Genomic DNA, 18832 nt, shown 5'->3' with positions numbered 1-18832 from the left:
CATGAACATGGCACCCCGACATTCAATGGCCCGCGTGGAGAGCCAAGCATGAGCAACAGCGAATACGCGATCGAACTGAAGGACCTTCGCAAGAGCTTCGGCCGCACCGAGATCATCCGCGGCGCCAACCTGGCGGTGCGCGCCGGCGAGCGCATCGCGGTCATCGGCCCCAACGGCGCGGGCAAGTCCACGCTGTTCAACCTGATCAGCGGCCGGCTGCATCCCACCAGCGGCGAGGTACTGCTGCACGGCGAACGGATCGATGGCCAGCAGCCGTACGAGATCAACCGAAAGGGGCTGTCGCGCAGCTTCCAGATCACCAACATCTTCCCCAAGCTGTCGGTGTTCGAGAACCTGCGCTGCGGCGTGCTGTGGAGCCTGGGCTACCGCTACACCTTCCTGCGCTTCCTCTCGCGGCTGGACGATGCCAACGAGCGCACCGAGGTGCTGCTGCGCCAGGTGGGGCTGGAGCGCAAGCGCGACGTGCTGGCCGTCAACCTGACCTATGCCGAGCAGCGCGCGCTGGAGATCGGCGTGACCATCGCCGGCGGCGCCAGCGTGATCCTGCTGGACGAACCCACGGCCGGCATGAGCAAGACTGAGACCACGCACTTCATCAACCTGATCAAGGAAGTGACCGTCGGCAAGACGCTGCTCACGGTGGAGCACGACATGGGCGTGGTCTTCGGCCTGGCCGACAAGATCGCGGTGGTGGTGTACGGCGAGGTCATCGCCTTCGACACGCCCGAGGCCGTGCGCGCCAACGCGCGCGTGCAGGAGGCCTACCTGGGATCGCCAGTGGCCGACGAACAAGGAGGACACTGAGATGACGCTCAAGGTCGAAGACCTGCATGCTTACTACGGCAAGAGCCACGTGCTGCATGGCGTCTCCTTCGCCATCCAGCCGGGCGAGATCGTCGCGCTGCTGGGGCGCAACGGCTCGGGCCGTTCCACCACGGCCAAGGCCATCATGGGGCTGGTCCACGGGGAGGGCGCGGTGCACTGGAAAGGCCAGAACATCCTGCGCCGCAAGGCCTACGAGATCGCACATCTGGGCATCGGCTACGTGCCGGAGAACCGCGACATCTTCCCCAAGCTCACCGTGCACCAGAACCTGATGCTGGGCCAGAAGGGCGCGGGCAAGGGCAGCCGCTGGGGCTTCGACGACATGTACCAGATGTTCCCGCGCCTCAAGGAGCGCCAGCACACCGAGGCCGGCGTGCTCTCGGGCGGCGAGCAGCAGATGCTGACGCTGTGCCGCACGCTGATGGGCGACCCCGAACTCATCATCATCGACGAGCCGACCGAGGGCCTGGCGCCCAAGATCGTCGAGCTGGTGGGCCAGTACCTGCGCACGCTCAAGGACAAGGGCGTGTCGGTGCTGCTCATCGAGCAGAAGCTCACCATCGCCATGCACATCTCCGACCGGGCGCTGGTCATGGGCCACGGCAGCATCGTGTACGACGGCACCCCCGACGGCTTGCGGGCGGACGCCAACATCCGCAAGGAATGGCTGGAGGTCTGAAGCTTCCATGCAAGGGCCTTGGCCCTGCCGAAAGTGGGGGCGCGAGCCCCTTCTTTTTTGCCTTCGAGCGGTCGCCGGTGCAAGCTCGCGGCTGTTTGTCCCGGGAGCGACTGGCGCCGGTTGTCGCGACATGCGATCTGCCTAGAATGCCCCGAAAAGAACACTCGTGCTTTTTTAGGAGACAACAGCGCACGCCGGGCTCGCCGGCGACCTGCGCAAGGCTCCGAACGCTCCCTCATCGCAACCCAAGGAACGCAGCATGACGGCTGAATACAAAGTCCACGGCGACGTGGCCGTGATCACCATGAGCAACCCGCCGGTCAACGGCCTGGGCTATGCCACGCGGATCGGCATCACCGACGGCCTGGCCAAGGCCCTGGCCGACTCGGCCGTCAAGGCCGTGGTGATCACCGGCGCGGGCAAGGCCTTCTCCGGCGGCGCGGACATCAAGGAATTCGGCTCGCCCAAGGCGCTGGCCGAGCCCAACCTGCTGTCGGTGATCCTCGCGCTCGAAGCCTCGACCAAGCCGCTGGTGGCCGCCATCCATTCGGTCTGCATGGGTGGCGGGCTGGAACTGGCCCTGGGCTGCCACTACCGCGTGGCCGCACCGGGCACCAACGTGGCGCTGCCCGAGGTCAAGCTGGGCCTGATCCCCGGCGCTGGCGGTACGCAGCGCCTGCCGCGCGTGCTGGGCGTCGAGGCCGCCCTCAACATGATCGTGAGCGGCGAGCCGGTCAAGAGCGAGCGCTTGGCCGGCCTGCCGGGCCAGAAGCTGTTCGACAAGATGGCCGGCTCGGCTGAGTCGGTGCTCGAAGAAGCCATCGCCTTCGCCCGCGAGGTGGCCGCCAAGGGCGGCGACCTGCCGCTGGTGCGCAACCTGCCCTGCCGCCATCCGCAGGGCGATGCCTACTTCCAGTTCGCCAAGAACATGGTGGGCGGCATGTCGAAGAACTATCCCGCGCCGCTCAAGTGCGTGGAGGCGGTGCAGGCCGCCACCAAGATGAAGTTCGACGACGGCATGGCCTTCGAGCGCCAGAACTTCATCGCCCTGATGTTCACGCCCGAATCGGCGGCGCTGCGCCATCTGTTCATGGCCGAGCGCGCGGCTGGCAAGATCGCCGACGTGCCCGACGACACGCCGCAGCGCGCCATCAGGACGGTGGGCGTGATCGGTGCCGGCACGATGGGCGGTGGCATCAGCATGAACTTCCTGAACGCCGGCATTCCGGTGACCATCCTGGAGATGAAGCAGGAAGCGCTGGACCGCGGCGTGGCCACCATCCGAAAGAACTACGAGGCCCAGGTCAAGAAGGGCAAGCTCAAGCCCGAGAAGTACGAGGAGCGCATGGCGCTGCTCAAGACCACGCTGAGCTACGACGACCTGAAGGACTGCGACCTGATCATCGAGGCCGTGTTCGAGGAGCTGGGCGTCAAGGAGAAGGTGTTCACCCAGCTCGATGCCGTGGCCAAGCAGGGCGCCATCCTGGCGTCCAACACCTCCACGCTCGACGTCGACAAGATCGCAGCCTTCACCAAGCGTCCGCAGGACGTGATCGGCATGCACTTCTTCAGCCCGGCCAACGTGATGAAGCTGCTGGAAGTGGTGCGCGGCGCCAGGACGGGCAAGGACGTGCTGGCCACGGTGATGAGCCTGGCCAAGAAGATCAAGAAGACGGCCGTGGTCTCGGGCGTGTGCGACGGCTTCATCGGCAACCGCATGATCGAGCAGTACAGCCGCCAGGCGGGCTTCCTGCTGGACGAAGGCGCGACGCCGGCGCAGGTGGACAAGGCCATCGAGAAGTTCGGCTTCGCGATGGGCCCGTTCCGCATGGGCGACCTGGCGGGCAACGACATCGGCTGGGCCATCCGCAAGCGCCGCTCGGTGGAGCAGCCCGACATGAAGTACAGCCGCACGGCCGACAAGCTGTGCGAGCTGGGCCGCTTCGGCCAGAAGACCGGCGCCGGCTGGTACGACTACCAGGCGGGCAAGCGCGACGCGATCCCGTCCAAGCTGGTGGAGGACATGATTGCCGAGCACCGCAAGCAACTGGGCATCACGCCGCGCAAGATCAGCGACGAGGAGATCGTGCAGCGCCTGGTGTATTCGCTGGTCAACGAGGGCGCGCACATCCTGGAAGACGGCATCGCCAGCAAGGCCAGCGACATCGACATGGTCTACATCACGGGCTACGGCTTCCCGATCTTCCGCGGCGGCCCGATGCACTACGCCAGCCAGCAGGGCCTGTTCAACGTGGTGCAGGCGATGCAGCGCTTCGGGCGCAACCCGAACGACGATGCCAAGTTCTGGGAGCCGGCGGGCCTGATCCGCAAGCTGGCAGCCGAAGGCAAGGGCTTCGACCAGGCCTGAGGCCGCAACGCCGCTGAACCGACCGCCGATGATCCGCCGCCTTCTGCTGATCGTTCTCGCCGCGCTGGTGCTTCTTGCCGCGGCGCTGGGCATCAACACCTGGCGCCAGGGCTCGCGGCAGATTGCCGTGGCGCCCGCGCCGAAGGCGGACGTCGACCTCGCTTCGGCGGCGCAGCGGCTGGCCGGCGCGGTCCGCTTTCGCACCATCTCGGCGATGGACGGCTCCGGCGAGTCCAGCGCTGAGTTCGACAAGTTCCAGGCATACCTGGCCCAGCAGTTCCCGCGCGTGCACGGTGCGCTGCGCAAGGAGGTGGTGGGCCGGCATGCGCTGCTCTTCACCTGGGAAGGGCGTGACCCCAAGGCCATGCCGGCGGCGCTGATGGCGCACCAGGACGTGGTGCCCATCGCGCCCGGCACCGAGCGTGCCTGGAGCGTCGATCCCTTCGCTGGCGAGGTGAAGGACGGCTTCATCTGGGGCCGCGGCACCATGGACGACAAGGGCAACCTGCTCGCCCAGCTGGAGGCTGTGGAGTCGCTGCTGGCCGCCGGCTTCCAGCCGCGCCAGACCCTCTATTTCGTGATGGGCGACGACGAGGAAGTCAGCGGTCTGCGCGGCGCCAAGCCCATCGCCGAGCTGCTGCAGTCGCGCGGCGTCGAGCTGGAGTGGGTGCTCGACGAGGGCCTGCTGGTGCTCGACGGCGTGCTGCCCGGCCTGTCGAAGCCGGCGGCGCTGATCGGCCTGGCGGAGAAGGGTTATGGCACCTTCTTCCTCACGCTCGACACCTCGCCTGGCCATTCCTCCATGCCGCCCGCACACAGCGCCATCGGCCGCATGAGCGCGGCGCTGGCGCGGCTCGAAGCGGCGCCCATGCCGGGCGGCATCCGCGGCGTGGCAGGCCAGATGTTCGGCACTCTGGCACCGGAGATGAGCCCGCTCAATCGTGTGATGCTCTCCAACCTGTGGCTCACCGAGCCGCTGGTGCGCGGCCAGCTCGAAAAGAGCCCCAGCAGCAACGCCATGCTGCGCACCACCACCGCACTGACCATCGTGCGTGCCGGCAACAAGGACAACGTGCTGCCCGGTCGCGCCGAGGCCGCCGTCAACTTCCGCGTGCTGCCCGGCGACACGCTGGAAAGCGTGCAGGCCCACCTGAAGAAGGCGCTGGCCGACGACGACATCCAGATCAAGGCCTATCCCGGCAACGCCGAGCCGTCGCCGGTCTCGCCCACCGACAGCACGGGCTACGCGCTCATCGAGCGCAGCATCCGCGAGCGCTTTCCCGATGCGGTGGTGGCTCCCGGCCTGATGACCGCCGCCACCGACTCGCGCCATTTCACGGGCATCTCGAAGGCGGTCTACCGCTTCTCGCCCATCCGTGTGAACAACGAGGACCTGCCTCGCTTCCACGGCACCAACGAACGCCTGAGCATCGCCGCCTACGGCGACATGATCGGCTTCTACCAGCAGCTGCTGCGCAACGCGTCGCAGCCCGCTTCCGTTTCCGCCTCCATTCAAAGGAAGACACCATGACCCGCGCCGTGATCGTTTCCACCGCCCGTACGCCGCTCGCCAAGAGCTGGAAGGGTGCCTTCAACATGACCCACGGCGCCACGCTGGGCGGCCATGCCGTGCAGCACGCGGTGCAGCGCGCCGGCATCGATGGCGCCGAGGTCGACGACGTCATCATGGGCTGCGCCACGCCCGAAGGCGCCACCGGCAGCAACATCGCGCGCCAGATCGCCCTGCGCGCCGGCCTGCCCATCACCACCTCGGGCATGACCATCAACCGCTTCTGCTCCTCGGGCCTGCAGACCATCGCCACCGCCGCCCAGCGCATCATCGCGGGCGAGGGCGAGGTGTACGTGGCCGGCGGCGTGGAGAGCATCTCCTGCGTGCAGAACGAGGCCAACAAGCACATGCTGACGGATCCCTGGCTGGTGAAGAACAAGCCCGAGATCTACTGGAACATGCTGCAGACCGCCGAGCAGGTGGCCAAGCGCTACAACATCGGTCGCGAGGCCATGGACGAGTACGGCGCGCGCAGCCAGCAGCGCGCCACCGCCGCGCTGGAAGCCGGCAAGTTCAAGGACGAGATCGCCCCCATCACCGTGCTCGCCGGCGTGGCCGACGGCCAGCTGGGCCTGATCACCAAGGAAGTCACCGTCGAGAACGACGAAGGCATCCGCCCCGGCACCACCAAGGAAGGCATCAGCGGCATCCGCCCGGCCATCCCCGGCGGCCTGATCTCGGCCGGCAATGCCAGCCAGTTCTCCGATGGCGGCGGCGCCTGCGTGGTGGTTGACGAAGCCTATGCCGAGCGCAAGGGCCTCAAACCCCTGGGCCGCTTCCTGGGCTTCTCGGTGGCCGGCTGCGAGCCCGACGAGATGGGCATCGGCCCGGTCTTCGCCATCCCGAAGGTGCTCAAGAAGCTGGGCCTGACGGTCAATGACATCGACCTGTGGGAGCTGAACGAGGCCTTCGCCGTGCAGGTGCTGTACTGCCGCGACAAGCTCGGCCTGCCGGACGACCGCCTGAACGTCAACGGCGGCGCCATCGCGGTGGGGCATCCCTACGGCGTGAGCGGCCAGCGCCTGACCGGCCATGCGCTGATCGAAGGCAAGCGCCGCGGTGCCAAGAAGGTGGTGGTGACCATGTGCATCGGCGGCGGCATGGGTGCTGCCGGCGTGTTCGAGGTTCTCTGATCCTCAGCGGACGCGTACCGAAGGCATGGCGATGAAGGTCGATCTGCCCACGCTGCAGGGCTTCTTCGCCAGTGCGCCCTTCATGGCCGACCTGGGCGTGCAGGCCACGGGCGGCGAAGCAGGGCGGGTGCGCACGGCGCTCACGCTCGCGCCGCGCCACCTGCAGCACACGGGCGTGGTGCATGCGGGTGTGATGGCCTCCATTGCGGACCACACCATGGGGGCTGCGGCACAGACCATGGCGCCCGACGGTTTCTGGATCGTCACCGCTGAGTTCAAGACCACCCTCCTGCGAGGCGCCCGCGGTGTGCGCCTGGAGTGCGAGGCCTGGGTGCTGCGTGCGGGGCGTCAGCTGAGCTTCGCCGAGGCTGAGGTTTACGCCGTCGCAGCCGATGGGCAGCGCACGCTGGCCGTCAAGGCGGCTGGCACGATGGCCCTGATTTCGGCGCAGGGCTGAACACAAGGCGTCCAGGCCGCTACTGCGCCAAACCCGCGTCAAGCACGGGCGCGGTCTTCTTCACGACGAGACAACCATGAGCTATCGCGACACCCTCGACTTCCTGCTGTACGACTGGCTCCATGCCGAGCGCCTGAACGAGCGTCAGCGCTTCGCCGACCATTCGCGCGAGACCTTCGATGCCGTGCTGGACACCTGCGAGCGCATCGCCCGCGAGAAGTACGCGCCGGCCAATCGCACGGTGGACGTGGAGGAGCCGCATTTCGACGGCGAGAAGGTGATCCTGCCCCGCGCCACGCACGAGGCCCATGCGGCTTTCGTCGAGAGCGGCATGATGGCCGCCGCGCAGGACTACGACATCGGCGGCATGCAGCTGCCCTATACGGTGCAGGCGGCGGCCAACTCCTTCTTCGCCATGGCCTCGGTGAGCATCGGCTCGAACATGCTGACCAGCGGCAATGCCAACCTGCTGATGGTGCATGGCACCGAGATGCAGAAGCAGGTGTTCGCGCTCAACGAGTTCTCGGGCCGCTGGGCCGGCACCATGTGCCTGTCGGAGCCGCAGGCCGGTTCTTCGCTGTCGGACGTGGCCACGCGGGCGGTGCCGGACGGCGAGGGCTTCGAGAACGATCCGCTCGGCCCGCGCTACCGGCTCAAGGGCAACAAGATGTGGATCTCCGCCGGCGACCATGAGCTGACCGAGAACATCGTCCACATCGTGCTGGCGAAGATCCCCGATGCCGAGGGCAAGCTGATCCCCGGCGTCAAGGGCATCTCGCTCTTCATCGTCCCCAAGAAGATGGTGGACACCGAGGGCAGGCTGACCGGCGAGCGCAACGACGTGGCGCTGGCCGGCCTCAACCACAAGCTGGGCTGGCGCGGCACCACCAACACGTTGCTGAACTTCGGCGAAGGCAAGTACCCCGTCGGCGGCAACGCCGGCGCGGTGGGCTACCTGGTCGGGAAGCCGGGACAGGGCCTGGCCTGCATGTTCCACATGATGAACGAGGCCCGCATCGGCGTCGGCACGGCCGCTGTCATGCTCGGCATGGCGGGTTATCACGCTTCGCTGGACTATGCCAAGAACCGGCCGCAGGGCCGGCCCGTGGGCCCCGCCGGCAAGGACGCGACCCGGCCCCAGGTGCGCATCATCGAGCACGCCGACGTGCGCCGCATGCTGCTGGCGCAGAAGGCGTACTGCGAAGGCGCGCTGGCGCTGCAGCTGTACTGCGCGCGCCTGGTGGACGAGCAGAAGACCGGCAGGCCCGAGGCCGCGGACGACGCCCGCCTGCTGCTGGAAGTGCTGACGCCCATCGCCAAGAGCTGGCCCAGCGAATGGTGTCTGGAGGCCAATTCGCTGGCCATCCAGATCCACGGCGGCTATGGCTACACGCGCGACTTCCCGGTGGAGCAGTATTGGCGCGACAACCGCCTGAACATGATCCACGAGGGCACGCACGGCATTCAGGCCGCCGACCTGCTGGGCCGCAAGGTGCTGATGGAAGGCGGCAAGGGCCTGCAACTGCTGGGCGCCCGCGTGCAGGCCACCATCGGCCGCGCCGCGGCCCGGCCCGAGCTCGCCGGCTTTGCCGATGCGCTGGGCCAGGCCTTCGGCCGCGTCACCGCCGCCATCCAGGCCGCCTGGTCCACCGGCAACCCGGCCGAGGCGCTGGTCAACGCCGTGCCCTACATGCAGGCCTTCGGCCACATGGTCCTGGCGTGGATGTGGCTGGATGTCGCTGACAAGGCCATCGAGAAGGACAATGGCGCGACCTCGGTGTCGACCACCGGCCGCCTCGGCGCCGCGACCTACTTCTTCCGCTACGAACTGCCCAAGATCGGCGCCTGGCTCAACGTGGTCGAGAGCCGCGAACCGGTCTGCGCAGACCTTCCCGAAGACGCCTTCTGATGACCTCCCAAGCACCCGTCCGCCCGCCCAAGCAACGCCACTGGACCGAGAAGCTGAGCTGGATCCTGATCTATGCCGGCCTGTTCACGGTGGTGTTGGGCATCGCCACCGCCCGCCAGGACGAGCCGCTGGGCTGGTCCATCGGCGTGCCGGGCGGCGTGGCCGTGCTGGCCGGCGTGGTGCTGATCTACATCCGTTCCCGCATCAAGCCCTGAGGCCGTCCGCGGCCCTAATTCTGGAGACCTTTCACCCATGACCGCACGCACCGTCCAGCAACTGTTCGACCTCAAGGGCAAGGTCGCCCTGATCACCGGCGGCTCCCGCGGCCTGGGCCTGCAGATGGCCCATGCGCTGGGCGAGGCCGGCGCGCGGGTCATGCTCAGTTCGCGCAAGGCCGAGGACCTGGAGCAGGCCGCGGCCGAGCTGCAGGCGGCCGGCATCGATGCGCGCTGGATCGCTGCCGACTGCAGCAAGGAAGAGGACACCCGCCGCCTGGCCGACGAGACGCTGGAGCGCATGGGCGCCGTGGACATCCTGGTCAACAACGCCGGCGCCAGCTGGGGTGCCCCGGCCGAGGAGCATCCGGTGGCTGCCTGGGACAAGGTGATGAACCTCAACGTCCGCGGCTACTTCATCCTGAGCCAGCAGATCGCCAATGGCTACATGATCCCCAAGAAGACCGGGCGCATCATCAACATCGCCTCCATCGCGGGCCTCAACGGCAATCCGATCGGCATGAAGACCCTGGCCTACAACACCTCCAAGACCGCGGTGATCGGCTTCACCCGCACGCTGGCCGCCGAGTGGGGCCGCCATGGCATCAACGTCAATGCCATCTGTCCGGGCTTCTTCCGCACCAAGATGGCCTCGGGGCTGATCGACCAGCTGGGCGAGGACAACATGAAGGCCGCCGCGCCGCTCAATCGCCTGGGCGATGATGAAGACCTCAAGGGCATCACGCTGCTGTACGCCAGCGACGCGGGCAAGCACATCACCGGCCAGTGGATGGCGGTGGATGGCGGCACCAGTGTCGTGCTGGGCGCGGCCTGAGCCCGCCTTTCCATCGAACCCGCGCCGCCTCGTGCGGCAGCCTTCCAGACCATGAACATTTCCTTCGGCGTCGACATTCCCTTCGTCCACCACCTGGGCTTCACGATGCACCGCTTCGAGGGCGGGGAATCGGAGTTGCACTACACGCCGGCCGATGAGCACCTCAACAGCTTCCAGGTGGCGCACGGCGGCGCCTGCATGACGCTGCTCGACGTGACCATGGCCACCGCCGCACGCAGCGTGCAGCGGGAGATCGGCGTTGTCACCATCGAGATGAAGACCAGCTTCATGCAGCCCGCCCGCGGACCGCTGGTGGCCTATGGCCGCCTGATGCACCGCACGGCCACCATGGCCTTCACTGAGGCGCGCATCGTCGACGCAGCCGGCCGGCTGTGCACGCACGCTACCGGCACCTTCAAGTACGTCAAGCGTCTGCCGGTCGATGGCCGGGGCGTGCATGACCTCAAACCCCTTTCCACCGACTGACAGAGAGAGCCAACCATGCCGCAGAACAAGCAGATCCATCTGGACAACCGCCCGACCGGCGAGGCCGAGCTGTCGAACTTCAAGCTCGTCGTGGGCGAGACGCCGGCTCTGGCCGACGGCCAGGTGCTGGTGCGCCACCACTACCTCAGCCTGGACCCGTACATGCGCGGCCGCATGAACGACTCCAAGAGCTATGCCGCCTCGCAGCCCCTGGGCCAGACCTTCCAGGGCGGCACGGTGGGCGAGGTGGTCGAGAGCCGCCATCCCAAATTCGCCGTCGGCGACAAGGTGGTCGGCTTCGGCGGCTGGCAGGAATACGGCGTGGTCGACGCCAACCAGCCCGGCGTGCTGCGCAAGGTCGACACCACGCATGTGCCGCTGTCGCACTACCTGGGCGCGGTGGGCATGCCCGGTGTGACGGCCTGGTACGGCCTGGTCAAGATCATCGCGCCCAAGGCGGGCGAGACGCTGGTCGTCACGGCCGCAAGCGGCGCCGTCGGCAGCGCCTTCGGCGCGCTGGCCAAGGCCCGTGGCTGCCGCGTGGTCGGCATCGCGGGCGGTCCGGACAAGTGCAAGTACGTGACCGACGAGCTGGGCTTCGACGCCTGCATCGACTACCGGCAGCACCCCGACGTCAAGAGCATGAGCGCCGCGCTCAAGGAAGCCTGCCCCGACGGCATCGACGGCTACTTCGAGAACGTGGGCGGCTACATCCTCGACGCGGTGCTGCTGCGCCTGAACGCCTTTGCCCGCATCGCACTGTGCGGCATGATCGCCGGCTACGACGGCCAGCCGCTGCCCATCCAGAACCCCACGCTGCTGCTGATCAACCGCGTGAAGCTCGAAGGCTTCATCGTCAGCGAGCACATGGAGGTGTGGCCCGAGGCGCTCAAGGAGCTGGGCACACTGGTGGCCACCGGCAAGCTGCGCCCGCGCGAGTCTGTCGCCGAAGGCATCGAGAAGGCGCCCGAGGCCTTCCTGGGCCTGCTCAAGGGCAAGAACTTTGGCAAGCAGCTGGTCAAGCTGGTCTGATCTGACGTGCTGATCCCGCCCGGCCGGAGCGCCGGGCACCGCAACCGGCACCGAGGCCAGGAGGCAGGCATGAACCCCTTTGTCACGCACGAGGTCTTCAACCAGCCTGAACCGCTGGTGGACTACGACCTGTTCGCCACCAACCGCGCGTTGCAGGACGCCTTGCGCTTCAACGCGCCGGCGTTGGAACTGGCGCCCCTGCTGGCGCTGGGTCGCGAGGTGGGCACGGCGCAGATGCAGCAGCATGCGCGCCTGGCCAATGTGCACACGCCGGTGCTGCACACGCACGACCGCTTCGGGCGGCGCATCGACGAGGTGGAGTTCCATCCCAGCTACCACGCGCTGATGACGGCCGCCGTGGGCGCGGGGCTGCACGGCACGCCGTGGGCGGAGGCGGGCGATCCGGCATCGGCCGGCGCAGGCCGCTCGCCGCACGTGCAGCGCGCCGCCGGCTTCATGCTCTTCACCGAGCTGGAGCCTTCGATGCTCTGCCCCATCTCCATGACCTATGCGGCCACGCCCGGCCTGCGCGGCAATTCCGCCATCTACGCCGACTGGGCGGCCAAGCTTCAGAGCCGCTGGTACGACCCGCAGTTGGCCGTCTGGCGCGACAAGCCGGGCGTGACCATGGGCATGGGCATGACCGAGAAGCAGGGTGGCTCGGACGTGCGGGCCAACACCACGCAGGCGGTGCGCGACGGCGCCGATGCCTGGGGCGAGCGCTATGTGCTGACCGGCCACAAGTGGTTCTTCTCGGCGCCCATGTGCGATGCGTTCCTGGTGCTGGCGCAGGCGCCGGCCGGGCTGACCTGCTTCTTCCTGCCGCGGGTGCTGCCGGATGGCACGCGCAACGCACTGCGCATCCAGCGCCTGAAGGACAAGCTGGGCAACAAGGCCAATGCCAGTTCCGAGGTCGAGTTCCACGGCGCCACGGCCTGGCTGGTGGGCGAGGAAGGCCGAGGCGTGCCGCAGATCCTCGAGATGGGCACCATGACTCGGCTCGACTGCTCGCTGGGCACCAGCGGCCTGATGCGGCAGGCGCTGGCGCAGGCCCTCAACCACACGGCGCAGCGCAGCGCCTTCGGCCGGCCGCTGATCGAGCAACCGTTGATGAAGAACGTGCTGGCCGACATGGCGCTCGAGAGCGAAGCGGCCGTGGCCCTGTCGATCCGCCTCGCGCGCGCCTTCGACCGCACGCAGGATCCGCGCGAGCGCCTGCTGGCCCGCGTGCTCACGCCCATCGCCAAGTTCTGGATCTGCAAGCGCGGCGCCGCGCTGGCGCAGGAAGCGATGGAATGCCTGGGCGGCAACGGCTACGTGGAGGAGGGCGGCGAAGGCGTACTGGCCCGCATCTACCGCGAGATGCCGGTCAACTCCATCTGGGAGGGCGCCGGCAACATCATGGCCATCGACCTGCTGCGCGCCCTGCGCAAGGGCGACATCGCCGCCGCGCTGGCCGAGGAACTCGCTCCCGCCCGCGGCGCGCATCCCGCGCTCGACCGGCTGATGGACGCCCTGCCCATGCGCGTGGAGGCCATGGCCACCGAGACGCAGGCCCGTCGCCTGGCGCAGGACGTGGCGCTCGCCGTGCAGGCGGCCCTGCTGGTGCAGACGGCACCCGCCGCGGTGCACGAAGCCTTCTGTGCCTCGCGCATCGGTGGCGACTGGGGCCAGACTTTCGGCACACTGGGCGAGGGCGCCGATTTCGATGCCATCCTGGCCCGGGCCATGCCGCGCTGAGCGGGCCCTTTGCCGGGCCGCATCGCCGGTCCGGCCCACCGTTCTTCGCATCCGACCCACGCAGCGGCCTGCGCCGCTGAATCCGGCGCCATGCCGCCGCCTTTTCCGGAGTCTCCATGGCAGACATCATCCTGCACCACTACGCCGCCTCACCCTTCTCGGAGAAGGTGCGCCTGCTGCTCGGCCACAAGAAGCTGGCCTGGAAATCGGTCATCATTCCCTCGGTCATGCCAAAGCCTGACCTTGTGGCGCTGACCGGCGGCTACCGCCGCACGCCGGTGCTTCAGGTGGGGGCCGACGTGTATTGCGATACTGCTCTCATCGCCGATGTGCTCGAACACCTGCATCCGGAACCCACGCTCTACCCGGAGCCCGAGAAGGGCCTGGCCCGCATCGTGGCTCAATGGGCCGACAGCACGCTGTTCTGGGCCGCCATGGCCTGGAACCTTCAGCCCAAAGGCGCGGCCGAACTTTTTGCAAACCTCCCGGCCGAAGCGGCAAAGGTCTTCGGCGAGGACCGCGGCAAGATGAGCGCGGGCAACATGACGCGCATCCGGCCGGCCGATGCGGCTGCGGCGTACAAAAACTACCTGCGGCGCCTGTCCGACATGCTGGACGACCGCAGCCACCTGCTGGGCGAGGTGCCGTGCATCGCCGACTTCGCGGCCTATCACCCGCTCTGGTACACCAGCCGCGTGAATGCCGTGAAGTCCATCCTTCAGCTCACGCCGGCGGTGGTCGACTGGATGGACCGCATCAAGGCCATCGGCCACGGCAGTTTCGAGAAGATCAGCTCGGCCGATGCGCTGGCCATCGCCAAGGCCGCCGCACCCAAGACCCTGCTGACCGACAGCACCTTCCAGGACGACCACGGCATCCCGCTGGGCAGCGCGGTGACGATCCGTGCCGAAAGCTTCGGCCTGGAAGAAACCGCCGGTACGCTCGTGGCGGCCACCCGCACGCACTTCACGCTGGCACGCGAGGATGAGCGCGCGGGCGCACTGCACGTGCACTTTCCGCGTACGGGTTATGTGCTGAAGGCGGCGGACGCGGGCTGACCGCAACCAGGGCGGTTGGCGACCAGTCTGTCAACGTCGCCTGCAGGACAGCCCGCCGGCACCGCGGGCGCTCCAATCGCTCGCACAGCGGCTTTCATCCGCATTCAGAGACAACGGCAAAAGGACCGACTTCCATGATCCAGGACTTCCACGGCAAGACCGCGGTGCTGACCGGCGCCGCTTCCGGCTTCGGCCTCGAGTGCGCGCGCATCGGTGCCGCGCGCGGCATGAACCTCGTGCTGGTCGACGTGCAGCAGGATGCACTCGACAAGGCCGAGGCCGAGATGAAGGCCGCCGGCGTGCAGGTGATGGCGCGCAAGGTGGACGTCTCCAGCGCCAGCGAAATGGAGGCGCTGGCCGCCGCGGTGAAGGAGCGCTTCGGCGCGCCGCATTTCGTCTTCAACAACGCGGGCGTGGGCGCCGGCGGCCTGGTGTGGGAGAACACCGTGGCCGACTGGGAGTGGGTGCTGGGCGTGGACCTGTGGGGCGTGGTGCACGGTGTGCGCCTGTTCGTGCCCATGATGCTGGAGGCCGCCGAGAAGGATCCGGCCTACCGCGGCCACATCACCAACACGGCCAGCATGGCCGGGCTGCTGACGCCGCCCAACATGGGCATCTACAACGCCGCCAAGGCCGCGGTGGTGAGCCTGACCGAAACGATGTACCAGGACCTGCGCCTGGTGACCGACCAGGTGGGCGCCAGCCTGCTGTGCCCGTACTTCGTGCCCACCGGCATCACCCACAGCGAGCGCAACCGGCCCGGCGGCTCGCTCGCGCAAGGCCAGCTGACCAAGAGCCAGCTCATCGGCCAGGCGATGACCGAGAAGGCCGTCACCAGCGGCAAGGTCACGGCGGCCGAAGTGGCGCACAAGGTCTTCCAGGCCATCAGCGACAACCAGTTCTATGTCTTCAGCCACACGGGCGCCAAGGCCCTGGGCAACGTGAAGAGCCGCATGGAGAACATCGTCGCCATCCAGAACCCGGCCGATCCCTTCCTGGAGCGGCCGGAGGTGGGGGCGCAGTTGAAGGCGCAACTGCGCGGCGGTTGAGCGGGACTGCCTTCGGCGGAGGGCTCGCTTGCAGGCGAGCAAGGCCGAGGTCGCTGCGCGCGCCTGGCCTCAACCCCGCGGCACGGCTGGCGGTGCCAGTTCGGTGAACTGGCCGTTCCAGTACGGGTAGTAGGGATAGGGTGGCGTTACGGCGCTGGCGGCGTCCAGGCGGGCCATCTGCGCGGCGCTCAGCTGCCAGCCGATGGCGCCGAGGTTCTGGCGCAGTTGCGTCGCGTCGCGCGCGCCGATGAGCACGCTGCTCACCGTGGGCCGCTGCAGCAGCCAGTTGATGGCGATCTGGGGCAGGGTGCGGCCCGTTTCCTCGGCCACGGTGTCCATGGCCTCGACCACGCGGAACAGGCGCTCGTCCTCCACCGGCGGCGCGAAGCCGGCCGTCTGGTGCAGGCGGCTGCCTTCGGGCAGCGGCTGGCCGCGGCGGATGCGGCCCGTGAGCCGGCCCCAGCCCAGCGGACTCCAGACGATGGCGCCGAGGCCCTGGTCGATGCCCAGCGGCATCAGCTCCCATTCGTAGTCGCGGCCCACCAGCGAGTAGTACGTCTGGTTGGCGACGAAGCGCTCCGTGCCGAGCCGGTCGGCCGCGGCCAGTGCCTTCATCAGCTGCCAGCCCGCGAAGTTGGAGGCGCCGATGCTGCGCACCTTGCCGCTGCGCACCAGGTCGTCCAGCGTGCGCAGCATCTGCTCGACGGACGTGGCGGCGTCGAAGGCATGCAGTTGCAGGATGTCGATGTGTTCGGTGCGCAGGCGGCGCAGCGCGGCGTCCACGCCGTTGATCAGGTGATGGCGCGACCAGCCCCGGTCGTTGGGCCCGGGCCCGGCGGGCAGCGTGAGCTTGGTCGACAGAATGGCCTCGTGCCGCCGGCCCTGCAGCGCCTCACCCAGCACGCGTTCGGAGGCCCCGTCGGAGTAGACGTCGGCCGTGTCGAAGAGCGACACGCCGGCCTCCAGGCAGATGGCGATCATCTCGCGGGCCTCGTCCACGTCGGTGCGGCCCCAGGCGCTGAAGAGCGGCCCTTGCCCGCCGAAGGTGCCGGCGCCAAAGCCGAGCACGGGGACGCGGAAGCCGGAGCGGCCAAGCAGTCGGTGTTCCATGGTGGTTTCTCCTTGGATGTGAAGGTCAAGCGTTGCAGCGGCGCGGCGCGGAAGGCGTGTCGGCGGACAGGCGACGACGCTGCATCGCCCGGCTGACCAGCGCCAGCGCCAGCCCGGCCAGCGTGAGCCCGGCGGCTGCGGGACCGAGGCCCTGCAGCCCGGGCCCGTGGTCGATGACAGCGCCGCCCACCCACGCGCCCAGGGCGTTGCCCAGATTGAAGGCGGCGATGTTCAGGCTGGACGCGAGGTTCTGACCCGCGCCGGCCGCCTGCTCCAGCATGCGGGCCTGCAGCGGCGCGGCGGTGGCGAAGGCAGCCACGCCGAGGGCGGCCAGGAAGACCGCCGCCGTTACCCGATGCGGCATGGCGAGCGGGGCCAGCGCCAGCACCACGGCCAGCGCGACCAGGGTGCCGATCACGGCCGGCATCGGCGCCCGGTCGGCCAGCCGGCCGCCGAGGATGTTGCCCACCGCCAGCCCGCCGCCGAAGACCAGCAGCAGCGGCGACACGGCCGCGACGGAAAGTCCGGTCACCTGCGTCAGCACCGGCTGCACGTAGGTGTAGAAGGCGAACACGCCGCCGAAGCCCAGGATGGTGATGGCCAGGCTCAGCCACACCTGCGGCCGGGCCAGCACCGACAGCTCCTCGGCCAGCGTGGCGGGCGCCTCGGCCTGCACCTGCCGCGGCACGAAGCGCATCAGCACCGCGAGCGCGACCACGCCGACCACGGCCACGGCCCAGAACGTGGCGCGCCAGCCCCATTGCAGCCCGATCCAGGCGCCGGCCGGCACGCCCAGCAGCGTGGCGGCCGTGAGGCCGGTGAACATCAGCGCGATGGCGGAGGCGCGCCGTTCGGGCGCCACCAAGCCGGCCGCCACCACGGCGCCGACGCCGAAGAAGGTGCCGTGCGCCAGCGAGGTGAGCACCCGGGCGGCCATCAGCGTGGCGTAGTCCGGCGCCAGGGCGCAGGCGATGTTGCCGGCGGTGAACACGCCCATCAGCGCGATCAGCACCGTGCGTCGCGGCAGGCGCCGCGTGGCCAGCGTGAGCACCGGCGCGCCCACGGCGACGCCCAGCGCATAGCCGGAAATGAGCAGGCCGGCCGCCGTGATGGACACGTGCAGGTCGGCCGCGACCTGCTGCAGCAGGCCCATGATGACGAATTCGGTGGTGCCGATGCCAAAGGCGCCGGCGGTGAGGGCAAGAAGTGCGAGAGGCATGATGGCCGTGACTGTGGTCTGATCGCGTCACGATGACTAGGACGCTCTCTGGACAAGCAGCTGTGAAGCCAATTCACAAATCGGCTCACGCGCGGGTCGAGGTCAACCGCGCTGGCGAACTGGAGGCCTTCGTGCAGGTGGTGGACCGGGGCGGCTTCTCGGCCGCAGCCCGGCACCTGGGCCTGACGCCCTCGGCCATCAGCAAGCTGGTGGCGCGGCTGGAAGCGCGCCTCTCGGTGCAACTGGTGCACCGCTCCACCCGCAAGCTGCAGCTCACGGCCGAAGGGCAGCTCTTCTACGAGCGCGGCCTGCGTGTGCTGGCCGACCTGGACGAGGCCGAGCGCTGCGTGGGCGCCGGCGCGGCACCGCGGGGGCGGGTCAGTATCAACGCCAGCATTCCCTTCGGGCATCGGCTGCTGCTGCCGCTGGTGCCGCGGCTGCTGGAGGCCTATCCGGAGCTGCAGGTGGACGTGTTGCTGACCGACCGCGTGGTCGACCTGATGGAGGAACGCTGCGACATCGCGATCCGCTGGGGCAAGCTGCCGCCTTCGGATCTGGTGGGCCGGCTGCTGGGCCACACGGCGCAGGCCATCGTCGGCTCACCTGACTACCTGGCGCTGCACGGCATGCCCACCACGGTGGAGGAACTCGCGCGCCACAACCGCCTGGGCTCCACCTACCGCCGCAACGTGCCCGACTGGCCGCTGGTCGTCGATGGCCGTGCGGTCGCCATGCCGGTGGTGGGCACCGCCCGCGCCAGCGACGGTGCGGCGCTGCGCTTGCTGGCGCTGGAAGGCGTGGGGCTGGCGCGTCTGTCCATCTATCACGTGCTGCCCGACTTGCGCGCCGGGCGCTTGGTGCCGGTGATGGAGGCCTTCAATCCGCACGAGCTGGAGCCGCTGCATGCCGTCTACCTGGGCCGGCCCGGGCGGCTGCCGGCGCGGGTGCGGGCGGTACTGGACTTCCTGGCGGCGCATGCGGATTTCGAGGGGGCGGACCGGGTGCCGGTGCCTGCGGCCTGAGCGCTGTCTTTGCGCGCAATCCTGGTCACTCGACGCTGTCGCTCTGAGCGGGGCGAAGGGCTTGTGCCCCGGCTTCGACAGGCTCAGCCCGAACGGTTCTTGAA

General features: G+C 68.7%; 17 protein-coding genes. 15 read left to right on the top strand and 2 right to left on the bottom strand.

What is annotated here, in order from left to right; all coding sequences use genetic code 11:
- Positions 1-48 precede the first annotated feature (48 nt).
- The 14 genes from ACT54X_RS01900 to ACT54X_RS01835 all read left to right on the top strand — a co-directional run bounded on the left by ACT54X_RS01900 (position 49) and on the right by ACT54X_RS01835 (position 15377).
- Positions 49-825, top strand: a complete 777-nt coding sequence (locus ACT54X_RS01900) for an ABC transporter ATP-binding protein (RefSeq protein ID WP_294374120.1) — start codon at positions 49-51, stop codon at positions 823-825.
- Between the two features lies 1 nt (position 826).
- Positions 827-1525: an ABC transporter ATP-binding protein gene (locus ACT54X_RS01895; protein ID WP_076512112.1), complete on the top strand. Its 699-nt coding sequence runs from the start codon at positions 827-829 to the stop codon at positions 1523-1525.
- 259 nt (positions 1526-1784) lie between these two features.
- Positions 1785-3893 (top strand): 3-hydroxyacyl-CoA dehydrogenase NAD-binding domain-containing protein, encoded by a 2109-nt coding sequence (locus ACT54X_RS01890; RefSeq protein WP_294374112.1) that lies wholly within the window; start codon positions 1785-1787, stop codon positions 3891-3893.
- A gap of 28 nt (positions 3894-3921) precedes the next feature.
- A complete protein-coding gene (locus ACT54X_RS01885; RefSeq protein WP_476344689.1) occupies positions 3922-5424 on the top strand; it encodes a M20 family peptidase in 1503 nt (500 codons plus the stop codon).
- Positions 5421-6596 carry an acetyl-CoA C-acyltransferase gene (locus tag ACT54X_RS01880; RefSeq protein ID WP_294374104.1) on the top strand — a complete coding sequence of 392 codons (1176 nt, stop codon included), beginning with the start codon at positions 5421-5423 and terminating at the stop codon, positions 6594-6596. Before ACT54X_RS01885 ends, ACT54X_RS01880 begins: the two co-directional genes overlap by 4 nt.
- A gap of 31 nt (positions 6597-6627) precedes the next feature.
- Positions 6628-7053 carry a PaaI family thioesterase gene (locus ACT54X_RS01875; protein WP_294374101.1) on the top strand — a complete coding sequence of 142 codons (426 nt, stop codon included), beginning with the start codon at positions 6628-6630 and terminating at the stop codon, positions 7051-7053.
- Between the two features lie 76 nt (positions 7054-7129).
- Complete coding sequence (locus ACT54X_RS01870; protein ID WP_476344686.1) at positions 7130-8962, top strand: acyl-CoA dehydrogenase; 1833 nt, start codon at positions 7130-7132, stop codon at positions 8960-8962.
- Positions 8962-9177, top strand: a complete 216-nt coding sequence (locus ACT54X_RS01865) for a hypothetical protein (RefSeq protein ID WP_295524613.1) — start codon at positions 8962-8964, stop codon at positions 9175-9177. Before ACT54X_RS01870 ends, ACT54X_RS01865 begins: the two co-directional genes overlap by 1 nt.
- 37 nt (positions 9178-9214) lie before the next feature.
- Positions 9215-10012, top strand: a complete 798-nt coding sequence (locus ACT54X_RS01860) for an SDR family oxidoreductase (RefSeq protein WP_476344683.1) — start codon at positions 9215-9217, stop codon at positions 10010-10012.
- Between the two features lie 51 nt (positions 10013-10063).
- The gene (locus tag ACT54X_RS01855) at positions 10064-10498 is read left to right on the top strand and encodes a PaaI family thioesterase (RefSeq protein WP_476344682.1); all 435 of its coding nucleotides are present in this window, start codon (positions 10064-10066) and stop codon (positions 10496-10498) included.
- A gap of 15 nt (positions 10499-10513) precedes the next feature.
- Positions 10514-11530 carry an NADP-dependent oxidoreductase gene (locus ACT54X_RS01850; protein WP_476344680.1) on the top strand — a complete coding sequence of 339 codons (1017 nt, stop codon included), beginning with the start codon at positions 10514-10516 and terminating at the stop codon, positions 11528-11530.
- Positions 11531-11599: 69 nt separating this feature from the next.
- Positions 11600-13270 (top strand): isovaleryl-CoA dehydrogenase, encoded by a 1671-nt coding sequence (locus ACT54X_RS01845; RefSeq protein ID WP_476344678.1) that lies wholly within the window; start codon positions 11600-11602, stop codon positions 13268-13270.
- Positions 13271-13386: 116 nt separating this feature from the next.
- Positions 13387-14328: a glutathione S-transferase family protein gene (locus ACT54X_RS01840; RefSeq protein WP_294374081.1), complete on the top strand. Its 942-nt coding sequence runs from the start codon at positions 13387-13389 to the stop codon at positions 14326-14328.
- A gap of 134 nt (positions 14329-14462) precedes the next feature.
- On the top strand, positions 14463-15377 hold the full coding sequence (locus tag ACT54X_RS01835) for an SDR family oxidoreductase (protein WP_294374078.1): 915 nt from the start codon (positions 14463-14465) through the stop codon (positions 15375-15377).
- A gap of 69 nt (positions 15378-15446) precedes the next feature.
- Here ACT54X_RS01835 and ACT54X_RS01830 read toward each other — a convergent pair whose 3' ends face one another.
- Positions 15447-16487, bottom strand: a complete 1041-nt coding sequence (locus ACT54X_RS01830) for an aldo/keto reductase (RefSeq protein ID WP_476344675.1) — start codon at positions 16485-16487, stop codon at positions 15447-15449.
- A gap of 25 nt (positions 16488-16512) precedes the next feature.
- Positions 16513-17706 carry an MFS transporter gene (locus tag ACT54X_RS01825; protein WP_476344673.1) on the bottom strand — a complete coding sequence of 398 codons (1194 nt, stop codon included), beginning with the start codon at positions 17704-17706 and terminating at the stop codon, positions 16513-16515.
- Between the two features lie 32 nt (positions 17707-17738).
- Between ACT54X_RS01825 and ACT54X_RS01820 the strand changes: the two genes are divergently transcribed.
- Entirely contained in the window at positions 17739-18728 is a 990-nt protein-coding gene (locus ACT54X_RS01820; protein ID WP_476344671.1) for a LysR family transcriptional regulator, read from the top strand.
- The last annotated feature ends 104 nt before the right edge of the window (positions 18729-18832 follow it).

The organism is Pseudacidovorax sp. DMC4 (assembly GCF_056314265.1).
Note: the sequence above shows the minus strand (reverse complement) of the source record. Positions and strands in the feature narration are given on the sequence as shown.

What these genes read in the sequence shown, in the direction of transcription:
- ACT54X_RS01855 (WP_476344682.1), top strand. Translation starts at nt 10,064, where the DNA reads ATGAACATTTCCTTCGGCGTCGACATTCCCTTCGTCCACCACCTGGGC.
- ACT54X_RS01850 (WP_476344680.1), top strand. Translation starts at nt 10,514, where the DNA reads ATGCCGCAGAACAAGCAGATCCATCTGGACAACCGCCCGACCGGCGAG.
- ACT54X_RS01880 (WP_294374104.1), top strand. Translation starts at nt 5,421, where the DNA reads ATGACCCGCGCCGTGATCGTTTCCACCGCCCGTACGCCGCTCGCCAAG.
- ACT54X_RS01865 (WP_295524613.1), top strand. Translation starts at nt 8,962, where the DNA reads ATGACCTCCCAAGCACCCGTCCGCCCGCCCAAGCAACGCCACTGGACC.
- ACT54X_RS01860 (WP_476344683.1), top strand. Translation starts at nt 9,215, where the DNA reads ATGACCGCACGCACCGTCCAGCAACTGTTCGACCTCAAGGGCAAGGTC.
- ACT54X_RS01840 (WP_294374081.1), top strand. Translation starts at nt 13,387, where the DNA reads ATGGCAGACATCATCCTGCACCACTACGCCGCCTCACCCTTCTCGGAG.
- ACT54X_RS01895 (WP_076512112.1), top strand. Translation starts at nt 827, where the DNA reads ATGACGCTCAAGGTCGAAGACCTGCATGCTTACTACGGCAAGAGCCAC.
- ACT54X_RS01820 (WP_476344671.1), top strand. Translation starts at nt 17,739, where the DNA reads ATGACTAGGACGCTCTCTGGACAAGCAGCTGTGAAGCCAATTCACAAA.
- ACT54X_RS01870 (WP_476344686.1), top strand. Translation starts at nt 7,130, where the DNA reads ATGAGCTATCGCGACACCCTCGACTTCCTGCTGTACGACTGGCTCCAT.
- ACT54X_RS01845 (WP_476344678.1), top strand. Translation starts at nt 11,600, where the DNA reads ATGAACCCCTTTGTCACGCACGAGGTCTTCAACCAGCCTGAACCGCTG.
- ACT54X_RS01900 (WP_294374120.1), top strand. Translation starts at nt 49, where the DNA reads ATGAGCAACAGCGAATACGCGATCGAACTGAAGGACCTTCGCAAGAGC.
- ACT54X_RS01835 (WP_294374078.1), top strand. Translation starts at nt 14,463, where the DNA reads ATGATCCAGGACTTCCACGGCAAGACCGCGGTGCTGACCGGCGCCGCT.
- ACT54X_RS01825 (WP_476344673.1), bottom strand. Translation starts at nt 17,706, where the DNA reads ATGCCTCTCGCACTTCTTGCCCTCACCGCCGGCGCCTTTGGCATCGGC.
- ACT54X_RS01875 (WP_294374101.1), top strand. Translation starts at nt 6,628, where the DNA reads ATGAAGGTCGATCTGCCCACGCTGCAGGGCTTCTTCGCCAGTGCGCCC.
- ACT54X_RS01885 (WP_476344689.1), top strand. Translation starts at nt 3,922, where the DNA reads ATGATCCGCCGCCTTCTGCTGATCGTTCTCGCCGCGCTGGTGCTTCTT.
- ACT54X_RS01830 (WP_476344675.1), bottom strand. Translation starts at nt 16,487, where the DNA reads ATGGAACACCGACTGCTTGGCCGCTCCGGCTTCCGCGTCCCCGTGCTC.
- ACT54X_RS01890 (WP_294374112.1), top strand. Translation starts at nt 1,785, where the DNA reads ATGACGGCTGAATACAAAGTCCACGGCGACGTGGCCGTGATCACCATG.